Annotated in this window: 14 protein-coding genes; 7 read left to right on the top strand and 7 right to left on the bottom strand. The window is 75.6% G+C overall.

The genetic code is table 11. The annotated features are described in order from the left end of the window. Positions 1-193 precede the first annotated feature (193 nt). Entirely contained in the window at positions 194-520 is a 327-nt protein-coding gene (locus BUE45_RS01015; protein WP_073373949.1) for a hypothetical protein, read from the top strand. Positions 521-550: 30 nt separating this feature from the next. Here BUE45_RS01015 and BUE45_RS01010 read toward each other — a convergent pair whose 3' ends face one another. Next, on the bottom strand, positions 551-940 hold the full coding sequence (locus BUE45_RS01010) for a VOC family protein (protein WP_073373947.1): 390 nt from the start codon (positions 938-940) through the stop codon (positions 551-553). A gap of 153 nt (positions 941-1,093) precedes the next feature. Between BUE45_RS01010 and BUE45_RS01005 the strand changes: the two genes are divergently transcribed. Both BUE45_RS01005 and BUE45_RS01000 read left to right on the top strand, forming a co-directional pair. Next, positions 1,094-1,960, top strand: coding sequence for an alpha/beta fold hydrolase (locus BUE45_RS01005; protein ID WP_218619473.1), 867 nt, complete (start codon positions 1,094-1,096; stop codon positions 1,958-1,960). A gap of 84 nt (positions 1,961-2,044) precedes the next feature. Continuing rightward, positions 2,045-2,419, top strand: coding sequence for an HU family DNA-binding protein (locus BUE45_RS01000; RefSeq protein WP_449406657.1), 375 nt, complete (start codon positions 2,045-2,047; stop codon positions 2,417-2,419). Between the two features lie 93 nt (positions 2,420-2,512). Here the strand turns inward: BUE45_RS01000 and BUE45_RS00995 are convergent, their stop codons facing one another. After that, positions 2,513-3,475 (bottom strand): NmrA family NAD(P)-binding protein, encoded by a 963-nt coding sequence (locus BUE45_RS00995; protein WP_073373941.1) that lies wholly within the window; start codon positions 3,473-3,475, stop codon positions 2,513-2,515. A gap of 131 nt (positions 3,476-3,606) precedes the next feature. Between BUE45_RS00995 and BUE45_RS00990 the strand changes: the two genes are divergently transcribed. Beyond that, positions 3,607-4,170: a TetR/AcrR family transcriptional regulator gene (locus BUE45_RS00990; protein ID WP_073373939.1), complete on the top strand. Its 564-nt coding sequence runs from the start codon at positions 3,607-3,609 to the stop codon at positions 4,168-4,170. 289 nt (positions 4,171-4,459) lie between these two features. Here the strand turns inward: BUE45_RS00990 and BUE45_RS00985 are convergent, their stop codons facing one another. Then, positions 4,460-5,659 (bottom strand): DUF418 domain-containing protein, encoded by a 1,200-nt coding sequence (locus BUE45_RS00985; protein ID WP_245832682.1) that lies wholly within the window; start codon positions 5,657-5,659, stop codon positions 4,460-4,462. 325 nt (positions 5,660-5,984) lie between these two features. Between BUE45_RS00985 and BUE45_RS00980 the strand changes: the two genes are divergently transcribed. After that, complete coding sequence (locus BUE45_RS00980) at positions 5,985-6,965, top strand: GntR family transcriptional regulator (RefSeq protein WP_073373935.1); 981 nt, start codon at positions 5,985-5,987, stop codon at positions 6,963-6,965. Positions 6,966-7,004: 39 nt separating this feature from the next. Next, on the top strand, positions 7,005-7,595 hold the full coding sequence (locus tag BUE45_RS00975; RefSeq protein WP_073373933.1) for a DUF7691 family protein: 591 nt from the start codon (positions 7,005-7,007) through the stop codon (positions 7,593-7,595). Between the two features lie 63 nt (positions 7,596-7,658). Here the strand turns inward: BUE45_RS00975 and BUE45_RS00970 are convergent, their stop codons facing one another. The 3 genes from BUE45_RS00970 to BUE45_RS32340 all read right to left on the bottom strand — a co-directional run bounded on the left by BUE45_RS00970 (position 7,659) and on the right by BUE45_RS32340 (position 9,781). Next, positions 7,659-8,786, bottom strand: coding sequence for a hypothetical protein (locus tag BUE45_RS00970; protein ID WP_245832679.1), 1,128 nt, complete (start codon positions 8,784-8,786; stop codon positions 7,659-7,661). Between the two features lie 172 nt (positions 8,787-8,958). Next, complete coding sequence (locus BUE45_RS00965; protein ID WP_073373931.1) at positions 8,959-9,600, bottom strand: DsbA family oxidoreductase; 642 nt, start codon at positions 9,598-9,600, stop codon at positions 8,959-8,961. A 16-nt stretch (positions 9,601-9,616) separates the two neighbouring features. Then, entirely contained in the window at positions 9,617-9,781 is a 165-nt protein-coding gene (locus BUE45_RS32340) for a hypothetical protein (protein ID WP_178378417.1), read from the bottom strand. An 86-nt stretch (positions 9,782-9,867) separates the two neighbouring features. Between BUE45_RS32340 and BUE45_RS00960 the strand changes: the two genes are divergently transcribed. Next, complete coding sequence (locus BUE45_RS00960; protein ID WP_073373929.1) at positions 9,868-10,269, top strand: winged helix-turn-helix transcriptional regulator; 402 nt, start codon at positions 9,868-9,870, stop codon at positions 10,267-10,269. A 3-nt stretch (positions 10,270-10,272) separates the two neighbouring features. Here BUE45_RS00960 and BUE45_RS00955 read toward each other — a convergent pair whose 3' ends face one another. Beyond that, on the bottom strand, positions 10,273-10,758 hold the full coding sequence (locus BUE45_RS00955; RefSeq protein WP_073375218.1) for a DUF6194 family protein: 486 nt from the start codon (positions 10,756-10,758) through the stop codon (positions 10,273-10,275). Positions 10,759-11,847 lie beyond the last annotated feature (1,089 nt).

The raw sequence follows: 11,847 nt of genomic DNA, 5'->3' as shown, positions 1-11,847 counted from the left end.
GTACGCTGGCCGCCGATCGCACCCGCGGCCCCTCCCCCCCCCGAGAACCATGAGGTCGGACCGCGGACGGGCGGCAGGACGGCCCCGACCGCAACGGCGCGGCGGGGTCCGCGCGGACCCCGCCGGCCCCTCCCCGGGGGCGCGGTGCCCGCACGCCCGCCCCCGGGCCCCGTACACAGAGGAAGGCGACACGATGACGGAGACGGACAGGTTCCCCGCGGCGCCGCCGCGCCGGATCCCCGCCCCCACCCGCTTGACCGCCGCCGTGGCCGCGGCCCTGCTGCTCGTCGGCGGGGTCGTCGTCCACGACCGGTACCAGTACGCGTCCGGACACGACTACGGCACGGAGCGGGACGTCCTGCGGGTGCACGTCTTCGACGGCGACCGCCCCGGGGGCGACGTCTCCGCCCACGTGGGCCCCGCGGAGCAGGAGTGCGCCGAGCACGGCGCCGACGACGGCGAGGGCACGGGGTCCCCCCGGTGGCTCCAGGGGTGCGTGGACGCCGTCCTGGGCCGCTGACGGCGGGAGCCCGCCCGCGCCCCGCCCGGGTCAGGGGTGGCGGCCCGCCAGGACACAGAACTCGTTGCCCTCCGGGTCGGCCAGCACGACCCAGGTGACGTCCTCGCCCTGGCCGACGTCGACGCGGCGGGCGCCCAGGTCGAGCAGGCGCCGCACCTCCTCCGCCTGGTCCCTGTCGGTGGGGTTGACGTCGACGTGCAGCCGGTTCTTGCCGCTCTTGCCCTGCGGCACCCGCGCGAACGTCAGCGCCGGCGGCACCGGCCCGACCCGCTCCCGGCCCTCGGGCACGGCGGGCGATCCGATGGAGATGAAGTCGTCCTCCTCGCTCTGCACCTCGTACTCCAGTACCGCGCACCAGAAGCGGGCGAGCGCGGAGGGGTCCGCGCAGTCGAACGCGAGCTCGGTGAACTTGGCGGCCATGTCTTCTCCCGTTTTCGGCGGTGGTCCCGGCCCTCCCACTCTGCCGGATCACGGGTGTCGGCGCCCGGGTTTCCCGCGGCCCGGCGAAGCCCTTCCGGCCGGCGCCCGGTTCCGCCGTCCGTCCACGGTGTCGGGTCCGGTAGGTTCGCGTCCGTGACCCTTCCGCGGACGCACGGCCTCACTCCGGTGGGCGACGGCGCCCGGCTGCACTGGACGGCGCTCGGCCACGCCCGCGGCCGCCCTCCCGTGGTGCTCCTGCACGGCGGCCCAGGCCTGCCCGACTACCTGGGCGACCTGGCCCCCATGGTCGCCGACCTCACCCGGGTGCACCGCTACGACCAGCGCGGCACCGGCCGCTCGCCCTGGCGGGGCCGCCACACCCTCGCCCGGCACGCCGACGACCTCGCCGCGCTGCTCGACGCCTGGGACGCGCCCTCCGCGGTCCTGGTCGGTCACTCCTACGGCGCCGACCTGGCCGCCCGGTTCTGTCTGCGCCACCCCGGCAGGGCCGCCGCGGTGCAGTTCGTGTGCGGCCCCTTCACCGGGGACTGGCGCGCCGGGTACCGGGCCGAGCGCGCCCGCCGCATGTCCCCGCGGGAGCGGGAACGCCTGGTCGCCCTGGAGGGGATGCATCGCACGGGGGAGCAGGAGGTGGAACTGCTCACCCTGGCCTGGTCCACCGACCACGCCGACCCGGAGCGGGGCAGGTCCCGTGCGGCGCGAGCCGCCCGGCTGCGCCGCCCGGTCAACTGGGCCATGAACGCGGAGCTGGGGGAGCAGGCGCGCCGGGACCCGCTCGACGCCCGCCTGGACGAACTGGGACGGTGCCTGCCGGCACGGGCCGCGATCCTGGCCGGCGCCCGGGACCCCCGCCCGGTGTCCGCGCTGGAGGCGCTCGCGCGCCGGCTCTCGCTGCCCCTGGTCCAGGTGGGGGACGCCGGGCACGAGCCCTGGCTGGAGCGGCCGGAGGCGGTGCGCGCCCACCTGAGGGGGTTCGTGCGGGACGCGGTCACCGCATGAGCCGGGCGGGCCCTGCAACGCACGGCCCGTTCAGCCTCCCCACGGCGGCTGAAACCTGAGGATGAGCCCCGAAAACAGTGCAATGTGACCCGAATCTCCGCGCCACAGGTCCCGAACCCCCGCGAACCCGGCACCCGTGGCGTGTCGTACTCGCCTCGGCGGACCACAGCCGATAGGCAGGACACCATGAACAAGAGCGAACTCATCGACACCATCGCGGAAACCGCCGACCTGCCCAAGGCGCAGGCGGCCAAGGCCCTGGACGCCACCATCGCGGCCATCACCGGCGCCCTGAAGCAGGGCGACGACGTCACGCTGGTCGGTTTCGGCACCTTCGAGGTCCGGGACCGGGCCGCGCGCACGGGCCGCAACCCCCAGACCGGCGCGGAGATCAAGATCGCCGCCGCCCGGGTGCCCGCCTTCAAGGCGGGCAAGGGCCTCAAGGACGCGGTGAACTGACCCCTTCCCGGGCCCCGGCCCGGCCGTGACCCGCCCCCGCGCACCCGTGCGCGGGGGCGTTCGTGTGTCGGGCCCCGGCGGCACCCCGCCCGCTCAGCCGCGCCGCGGGGCGAAGGCGTCCGCGTGCTCGCGGACCCACCGCTCGAACGGGGTCACGTCCAGCCCCAGCCTCCGGGCGTCGGCGGGGCGCCCCGGCTGGGGGACCGCGTTCAGCCAGTCGTGGCCGACGGCCGTCGGGTGCAGCCCGGCGGCGAGCGCCTGCTCCAGCGTCATGTCCGGGGCCTGCAGGTCCAGGCCCAGCACCCGCGACAGGGTCGCCGCGATCTCGGCCATCGACAGGTGGTCGCCGGCCAGGTCCAGCTCCACGCCGTGGAACCGCTCCGGATCGGCGACGGCGGCGGCCACGGCCGCGCCGATGTCCTCGACCGCCACGAGCGCCAGGCGGGTGCCCGGCCTGATGACGGAGACGAGGCCCTCCCCGACGCCGCGCGGGAACATGAACTCCTCCTCGGGCAGGAAGTTCCCCATGAAGGTGCCGGGGCGGATGATCGTCCACCGCGGGAAGCCCGCCGCGCGGAGCCGGTCCTGGAGCGCCGCCTTGGTGGAGTACACCGGCTCCATCGCCGCCCACCGCCCCTCGGCCCACCCGGGGGCCCCGGTGTGGGAGCCGGCGCTGGAGACCGAGGTGTAGACGAACTGCGGGACGCCGGCCTCCAGCGCCGCCCCGATGAGGTTGGTGCCCTGTTCCAGCTCGCCCTCGAACCCGCCGGTGGCCGGGTCGGGCATCTGCACCGAGAACACGGCCCGGGCGCCGCGGGCGGCCCGTACCAGGGAGCCGCGGTCGGCGAGGTCTCCGGTGACGGTCTCGGCGCCCAGGGCCGCCACCGCCCGCGCCCGCGCCGTCCCGGGGTCGCGGACCAGGGCCCGTACGGGCGTGCCCGCCGCGAGCAGGGCGCGGGCCGCGGCGCCGCCCTGGCGGCCGGTCGCCCCGGTGACCAGGACGGGGCGGCCGTCGGCGGCGGCGTCGGCCGGACGGGGCCCGGGTGTGTCGGACATGGTGCCTCCAGGGTGGGAGCGATAAACGGCGGGGCCCGCCGTTTGGAGTCGCTAACATAACGGAGGGCCCCGCCGTTTGGCAACGCGCACGGACCGCACCGGGCCCGGCGGAGGAGCGGAGAGGAGACGACATGGCGGTGGTCAAACGGGCCGACGCCCGGCGCAACCACGCGCGCATCCTGGAGGTGGCCGAGGCGGAGGTCGCGGCGCACGGGGCCGACGCCTCGCTGGAGAAGATCGCCCGGGTGGCCGGGGTGGGGTCGGCCACCGTGCGCCGGCACTTCCCCGGGCGCCGGGAACTGCTCCAGGCGGTGTTCGCGCAGCGGATCGGGGCGCTGGCGGAGTACGCCGTGGAACTGGCCGCGGACCCGGACCCGCGCCGGGCCCTGGTGCTGTGGCTGGAGGCGTTCACCGACTACGGGACCTCCTCGCGGGGGATGGCCGGGGCCCTGGTCGCGGAGGGGCTCGTGGAGGACGGCGACGACGAGGGCTGCACGGTCCGGCTCTCGGCCGCCGCCGCTCCGCTGCTGGAGCGCGCCGCGCGGGCCGGCGCGGTGGCGCCGGGGGTGACGACGGAGGACCTGCTGGCCCTGGTCACCGGCATCTCGCTGGCGACCGAGGGCCGCCCCGACCCCGCGGAACAGGGGCGGCGGCTGCTGCGGCTGACCCTGGAGGGGGTGCTGGCCCCCCGCTGAGCCCGGCCCGGGGGGAACACCGGAGCGCCCCGGGGCCGCCGCCCGGCGCGCGGTCCCGGGCGGTCGTGCTCCGGAGCGCCGGCGGCCTCCCGCGGCGGAGGCGTCCCGTGCGCACGCCGCGGCCCCGCCCGGAAGGCGGACCATGTGCGCCGACCCCTGGTCGCGCCGTGGAACGGGGACCGCGCCGGAGGTGTCCGGCCCTGGTCTGCGACGCGGTCCTGGAGGGGCCCGGTCCGCCGCCCGCGGGCGGCGGACCGGGCCCCTCCAGGAGTGACTCAGGGCACCCGGGTCACCGGGACGCCCGGGAGTAGGTGAGGCGGCGCAGCGCCACCTCCGCCGGGCCCCGCGTGCCGCGGCGGCGCATGAGGTCGGCGGCCACCGCGCTGCACACCCACACCGCCACCGCGATCCCCACGCCCTCCGGCGGGGACACGTGCAGGTGCAGCGTGTAGGAGGCGAACAGCACCGTCCACACCACCGACTGCGCCAGGTAGAACGTCAGCGACCGCTGCCCCAGAGCCGACAGCGCCGTCACCACCGGCCCCCGCCGGTCCGCCGCGCGCACCGCGAACAGGGCGATGAGCGCCGCGTACCCGAGGCCGCCCGCGTAGCCGGTCACCTGGTGCGCGCCGACGGACAGCAGCGCCTGGAGGTCCGTGGGGTCCGTCCACACCCCCACCTTGGCCAGCGCCATGGGCAGGCCGCCCAGTACCGCCAGCGGGATGCCGGCGAACGCGGCCGACCGCAGCAGCCGCAGGTGCCGGTGCGGCTCGTCCAGCAGCCGGTGCCGGGCGGCCAGGACGCCGATCACGAAGGGCACCACGGTGCTCGCGAACATCAGCACCGAGATGAACGGGAACACCATGAGGCGGTGGACCATCTCGTTCAGCACCCCGGGCTCCGCGGGCGGCAGGTAGCTGGCGCCGGAGGTGAACCGGGAGTACCCCTCCAGGGCGCTCGCCACCAGCGGCAGCGGCAGCCACAGCACCGCCAGCGTCACCAGGGAGCGGTCCCTCCAGTACAGCACCCCGGCGAAGACCAGCGCGATCGTCCCGTAGACGGCCAGGATGTCGCCGAGGAACAGCAGGGCGGCGTGCGCGACGCCGAACACCACCATCCACGCCCCGCGGCGGCGCACCAGCGCGCTCACCCGGGGCCGGGGCAGGCCCTGGGCGGTGCGGCGCGCGTGGATCTGCGCCAGGCCGTAGCCGAACAGCGCGGCGAACATCGGGTACGAGCGGAAGTCCACGAGCATGATCGTGGCCGCCGTGACGACCTGGTCGGCGACGGTGTCGCGGGCGCTGTTCTCACCGCCCACGAACAGGCTGAAGATGTGCACGTGGGCCAGGGCGATGAACAGGAGCATCACCCCCCGCGCCAGGTCGGGCGCGAGCAGGCGGCGCGAGACCGGGACAGGGCTCGCGCTCCCGCTCCCGTCCGCGGCGGCGGGCCCCGGGGCGGCGGGGTCGTGGACGGGCGTGCCGGTCATGGCGGTCTCCTGGAGGGTCGGGCGTCGGCCGGGGCCGGTGGTGTCGAGACGATGTACGCGCCCACGGGCCCCTCGCGGGGCACCAGGGCCGAACACCTGATGCGTACACTATAAACACATGATCGGCGGATCGGTTAACCCTGAACAGTAGGGTTTTTCGAGATCAGAGCACTAGTGCGCCACTAGTGCACCGACGTGATCGGAGTACCGGCAACCGGGGACCCGTCGCCGAGCAGCGGGGGAGTGCGGGGCACGGTGCACTAGTACACTGGCCGCGCGGGTCCGGACCCTCCGGAGAAAAAAGAAACCGACACGGGAGCCGCCGATGACCGAGCAGCCGCAGCGCGACCCCTCGCCCTACGAACGGGTCGTCGCCGACATCCGGGCGCGCATCGACTCCGGCGCGCTCGCCCCGGGCGAGCGCGTCCCCTCCACCCGCGAGATCACCCGCGAGTGGGGCGTGGCCATGGCCACCGCCACCAAGGCGCTCACCGCCCTGCGCGCCCAGGGGCTGGTCGAGGCGGTGCGCGGGATCGGCACCGTCGTGCGCGACCCCGCCGGCACCGCACCGTCCGACGCCCCCGCGCGCCCCGCCGCGCCCCGGCCACGGGCACGGCGCCCGCAACTGCCCGCCGTCCGCCGCCGTCCCCCCGACCCCGGGCTCACCAGGGAGGCCATCGTCGACACCGCGATCGCCGTCGCCGACGCCGAGGGCGTCCAGGCCCTGTCCATGCGCCGGGTGGCCACCGACCTGGGCGTGAGCACCATGGCCCTGTACCGCCACGTCGCCAGCAAGAAGGAGCTCGTGGCCGCCATGATCGACCGGGTCTACCGGGGGCTGGACCTGCCCGACCCGGCCCCCGAGCCCTGGCGCGCCGCCCTGGAGCTGTTCGCGACCCGGGAGTGGGCGCTGTACCGCGCGCACCCGTGGGCGGTTCCACTGACCACGGTGGGCGGCCCGGTCTTCGCCCCCGCGATCCTGGCCAGCGTCGAGTGGGGCATGCGGGTCCTCGTCGCCCAGGGCCGTTCCCCCGACGCCGCCCTGGACATCATCGCGATCCTGTCGGCCTACACCTCGGGCATGGCGCTCCAGGCCACACAGGCGGTGGTGGAGGAGGACGAGCTGGGCGTGGGCGTCGAGGACTGGTGGCAGGCCCGGGTCCCCGAACTCCTGGAGTACGAGGCCGAGGGCGACTACCCGCTGGTGTACAGCGTGACCGCCCCCACCCACGTCGACGGGATCTTCGCCTGGGGCCTGGAGCGCCTGGTCGACGGCCTCGCCCCGCTCGTCGAGCACGGGGCCTGACCTCCCCGCCGTGTCCCCGGCGCCCGCTAGCGTGCACGCATGAGTTACTCGCTGACGACCTACGTGGTCGACCTCGACGTCCTGCGCGCCTCCGTGGGCTCGCGGGACGACAAGCTGCGCCGCATGATCGGCGGCCGGTTCAAGCGGCGGCTGGAGGACTTCGACGACCAGGTCGGCGGGGACGGCGGGCCCTCCGTCCGCGACGCGATCCGCGCGGTCGTCGAGGGCGGGCCCTTCGAGGCGGGGCACGGCGCCGTGTACGGCTACGCCTACAAGTGGATCTGCGAGTTCCACGGGCGGTACCTGAACAACAACGAGTTTTCCCCGATGCGGTCCGGCTGGCCGGAGACGGTCGACGAGGGGCTGCGCGCGCTCGGCGTGACCGCGGTGGGCGTCGCCGACTTCCAGTTCGGCCGCGCGCCCGATCCGGTCCCGGCCCCCGACCTCCTGCCCGGCTACGGGGAGTGGAGCACGGCCCAGTGCCGCGCGGCGCTGGAGCAGTGGGCCGCGGTCTCCGACGCCGACAGGGCCGGGATCGACCCCCGGGTGCTGCGGGCCGCCGAGTCGTGCATGGACTGGTGCCGGGCCGCGGACGCGGCCGGCCGGGGCGTGGCGGGCTTCTTCAGCTGAACACCCCGCGGCCCCGGACCCCCGTCCACGGGGTCCGGGGCCGCGGGGCACGGGCGCCCGCGCTCAGGCGGCGGCGCGCAGGTCGTGCGGCTCGGCCTCGGGCAGGCCCCTGCCGCACACGGAGCACGCGCCGCGGCGGCGCACCGCGTAGGCCGCCACCGCCACCGCCAGCGCCGCACCCCACACCGCCATGCCCAGGAACACCCAGGTGTGCAGGTCCGACGAGGACGTCATGCCCTGCTGGCCCAGGGCGAGCTGCACGATGATGCTGCGCCCCATCGCCACCAGCGCGACCGCCACCGCGGTCGCCGGGACCACGGCCAGCGCCACCGGCACCCGGCGCCCCGCCAGGCCCACCGCCCAGAACGGGAACCGCACGCCCCAGCGCAGCACCAGCCCCGTCGTCAGGACGGTGCCCGCCACCGCCGCCGAGCCCAGGCCGACCCCCAGGAGCAGGGTCCCGGGCTCGGCCCGCAGCACCCCGGCGAAGTCGTCGCCCATGCCGGGGGTCAGGCCCAGCAGCCAGGGGAAGCGCAGCGCCGGGTACGCCAGCGAGCTCAGGCAGGCGACCGCCACCGCGATCCGGCCCACCCGCAGCGCCCGCACCCGGGTCGCGTGCTCGGCGCCCGGGGTCCAGCCGTGGTCCCGGCCGCAGTCCGGGCAGGCGCCGCGGGCCGCCCGCAGGGCCGACAGTCCGGCCACCGCCCACAGACCGGCGCCCGCGGCGAAGAAGAACAGGCCCAGGTTCTCGGGGTCGAGCACCTGCTCCACCCACATCCCGGGCAGCCCCGGCACGAACCAGCCCACCACGGGCATGATCATCGAATAGCCCAGGAACGCCAGCAGGCTCCCGGTGACGAACAGGACCACCACCGCCGCCGACAGCCCCCAGGCGGCGCAGGCCGTGGCACGGCCGCCCCGGCCCGGACGCATCATCACCACCGCGCACACCGCCCCGGCGGCGCCCAGGGCCAGCGTGATCCAGGCGGCGGCCCCGGTGCCCCAGGCCCGGTAGAGGGAGCCGAACCCGTCGTCGGCGGGGACCCCGGGCGGCAGCAGGCCGGCGGCCCAGCCCAGGCCCAGGGCGAGGGCCACCGCCGACCAGGCCAGCACCGCCCAGGCGACCGGTGCGGCCCGCGGCGGTGCCGCGGCCTCTGTCGTGCGGATCTCGGGGGGTGCCGGACTGTCCACGGCGGGCTCCTCACAGGCTCTCGGTGTCTTCTCTCCGAGCCTGTCGCGGCGCGCCCGCCCCCGCCTCACCTCGGCGGGGGAACCGCCTCCCCCGGCCGGGGGAGGCGGGAACGCCGTCGGCCCCGCACCCGGGGGAGTCCCGGGCGCGGGGCCGACGGTGCCGGGAGGGGTCTCAGCCCCGGGCGGCCTGGTGGGCCTTCTCCAGGGCGGAGGCGAACACCTCGACCGGCTGCGCGCCGGACACCCCGAAGGCGCGGTCCATCACGAAGAACGGCACCCCCGTCGCACCCAGTTGCCGGGCCGTGTCGATGTCGGCCTCGACCTCGGCGGTGAACGCGTCCCCGGCCAGCACCTCGCGGACCTCCCCCTCCTCCAGCCCGATCTCCACCGCGACGGCGACCAGGTTCTCGGGGTCGGACAGGTCCCTGGCCTGCACCAGCTGGGCGTCCATGAACCGCTCGTGGGCGGCGTCGCCCAGGCCGCGGCTCTGGGCCAGGTGCACCAGGCGGTGGGCGTCGAAGGTGTTGACCATGACGCCGGAGGCGAAGTCGTACTCCAGGCCCTCCTGCGCGGCCACCTGCGTGACCTGCTCGGTCATGGCGCGCACCTGCTCGCGCGGGGCGCCCATCTTGGCGGACAGCGCGTCGTAGACCGGGACGCCCTCACCCCGGGGGAAGCCCGGGTCGAGCTGGAAGCTGCGCCAGGTGACCTCGACCTCGTCGGCGTGCTCGAACGACTCCAGCGCCTTCTCGAAGCGGCGCTTGCCGATGTAGCACCACGGGCAGACGATGTCGGACCAGATCTCTACCTGCACGGAACGAACTCCCCACTCACAAGCACACGCCGTCCGAGCACGCGGGCGCGTCCCCGGTCCCCACGGTCACCAGGCCGGCGACCGCGGCCAGGGGTGCGGCCGGCGCCGGGTCCGGTGCGGACGTGTCCTCGCGCTGGTCGGCGGTGCCGGTGGCCTCCTGCGACGCGGTCTGCTCTCCCACGACGCCCCCTTACTTACATATTGTGCGTAACCACATTATCAGTGAGTATGGAGGAGCCACAGGCCGCGGGACAAGGAGGCACAGAGATGTCCGGAACGCACACCCGTGTTCCCACGGGCCTGGGGGCCGGCCCCGTGAACCCCGAGGACTGCCCGGTGCGCGAGGTCCTGGACCGCATCGGCGACAAGTGGAGCGTGCTCGTTATCGTGCTGCTGGGGCGGCGCACCCACCGCTACGGCGAACTGCACCGCACCATCGACGGCATCAGCCAGCGCATGCTCACCCTCACCCTGCGCGCCCTGGTCCGCGACGGCCTGGTGGAGCGCACCGCCCACGCGACCGTCCCCCCGAGGGTGGAGTACTCCCTCACCGGGCTCGGCCGCACCCTGCTCGAACCGCTGACCGCGCTGGACCGGTGGGCCGTCGAGCACCGCGACGACATCCGTGGCGCCCGTGAGCGCCACGACCGCGAGCAGGCCCGGACCTGAGGCTCAGCCGCGGCCGGCCCGCCGGGCGCTGCGGGCCGCGTCGCGGTCCCGGGCCGCGGACAGCAGCCCGCGCAGCCGGGCCGAGGTCGCCTCGCCGGGGCAGACCACCGCCACCCAGGCCTGGGCGGCGTAGAGGGGGTGGGCCATGATCCGGTCCGCCTCCGCCGGGTCCACACCGCCGGCATGGGCGGCATGGGCGGCGGGGGAGTGGCCCACCAGCTCCTCGAACAGCTCCTTCCCCACGCAGACGTTGACCCGGAACACCCCGGGGCGGTCCAGCCGCGAGTCGGTGTCGAAGCCGGGGTAGTCCTTGACCACCACGGTCGCGAAGGGCATGGACCTGCGCCGCGCGGGGTCGCCGTCCGGCTCGTGGAAAAAGAACACGTCCCCCCAGGCCGCCTCGGGCGCCCCGTTCTCCGGTCCGGCCCGCAGCACGCCGACCTCCGGCAGCGCGGCGGTGAACTCGATGATCTCGTCCTGGGTCGTCATCACCAGGGCCTCCCTTTCGGCTCCGGGGCCCCGCACGGGGCCCTGCCTTCCATCGTGGCCTTGAACTCCTTTCGGAACCCTGATGCCGGAAAACCCGGAGTGACACCCACCGGCAGAGCGAAAACCCTCCAAACGCACACCAAGGCGGGCCGCGACCTCCGCCACGGGGTTCTCCACCCGACCGCGGCGCTGGGGCGCAGTCGTCGAGGTGACCGGGGGGTGTGCCGTGGTGGTTGTTCACCCGGCCGGGGTGCCCGGGCACTGGCGGAGGGCGTCACGCCGACCCTGGCGGCAGGGGGTGAGGGCCGTGCGTGCCTGCGTGCTCGCGGCCTCGGTGCGTCGTGGTGCGGGAGGGCGCTTGGGTGCTGGTTACTGCGTCTGGGGTTGGTGTTCCAAGCGAGGTCGGGAGCGACCGCGCGGCCCCGGTCGGACCTTTCCTCCCTTTCCGCGTGGTCGGGCGGGGCAGGCCTCGCCCGGACCCGCCCCCGGACAGCACACCCCCACCACCCGGGACGTGCACCCAACGCTTCTGCCTGGTGGTCTGCCGTCCGTTGCATCGTGGGGGCGGATCCGGCTCCGCCGGTCTGTACCTTCCCAAGCGGCGGGCGTCCTGGAAACCAAAGGTTCTGGTCGGGCGCGACCACAGACCGCCGTTCCCACGGGGTGACCGTCCTGGAGACCTCCAAGTCCGCCTCACCCCCTCGGGTGGAGGTTCCGGGAGCGTGCCCCGAAACCCCCTGCGGCGGACCGGGCGAGTACCCGCGGCCCTACCCCGCGCGACCCGGCGTGGAAGGGATGCCCTCCGGCTACGGCTGAGGGCTCCAGGCGGGTGGACACCCCCCACCGGCGCGGCGGGCAGATACACCGCGGCCCTCACCCCCGTGGGTCCGCGGAGCCGAGTACGCCCTCCCCGAATCCCTGGAGCCGGGGTGCCGATCCATGCTCACCGGCTGTGCCCGGGGCCCGGGGCCCGGAGACAGCGCACGCTTCACCACCCACGGCGTTAAAGCGGCTGAACAACCCCACGCGCCCCAGCGCAGGAGCGCCACCCTCCGGCTGGGGCTGAGCGCTCCCAGTGGGCGGACAACC

Origin of the sequence: Nocardiopsis flavescens (assembly GCF_900141985.1) — a bacterium.
Lineage (GTDB): Bacteria > Actinomycetota > Actinomycetes > Streptosporangiales > Streptosporangiaceae > Nocardiopsis > Nocardiopsis flavescens.
The sequence above is the reverse complement of the archived record's forward strand: the minus strand, read 5'-3'. Positions and strand labels throughout refer to the sequence as shown.

Bases quoted from the DNA above. Each gene is read 5' to 3' on its own strand.
- BUE45_RS01015 (WP_073373949.1), top strand. From the start codon at position 194: ATGACGGAGACGGACAGGTTCCCCGCGGCGCCGCCGCGCCGGATCCCC.
- BUE45_RS01010 (WP_073373947.1), bottom strand. From the start codon at position 940: ATGGCCGCCAAGTTCACCGAGCTCGCGTTCGACTGCGCGGACCCCTCC.
- BUE45_RS00995 (WP_073373941.1), bottom strand. From the start codon at position 3,475: ATGTCCGACACACCCGGGCCCCGTCCGGCCGACGCCGCCGCCGACGGC.
- BUE45_RS00990 (WP_073373939.1), top strand. From the start codon at position 3,607: ATGGCGGTGGTCAAACGGGCCGACGCCCGGCGCAACCACGCGCGCATC.
- BUE45_RS00985 (WP_245832682.1), bottom strand. From the start codon at position 5,659: ATGACCGGCACGCCCGTCCACGACCCCGCCGCCCCGGGGCCCGCCGCC.
- BUE45_RS00980 (WP_073373935.1), top strand. From the start codon at position 5,985: ATGACCGAGCAGCCGCAGCGCGACCCCTCGCCCTACGAACGGGTCGTC.
- BUE45_RS00975 (WP_073373933.1), top strand. From the start codon at position 7,005: ATGAGTTACTCGCTGACGACCTACGTGGTCGACCTCGACGTCCTGCGC.
- BUE45_RS00960 (WP_073373929.1), top strand. From the start codon at position 9,868: ATGTCCGGAACGCACACCCGTGTTCCCACGGGCCTGGGGGCCGGCCCC.
- BUE45_RS00955 (WP_073375218.1), bottom strand. From the start codon at position 10,758: ATGACGACCCAGGACGAGATCATCGAGTTCACCGCCGCGCTGCCGGAG.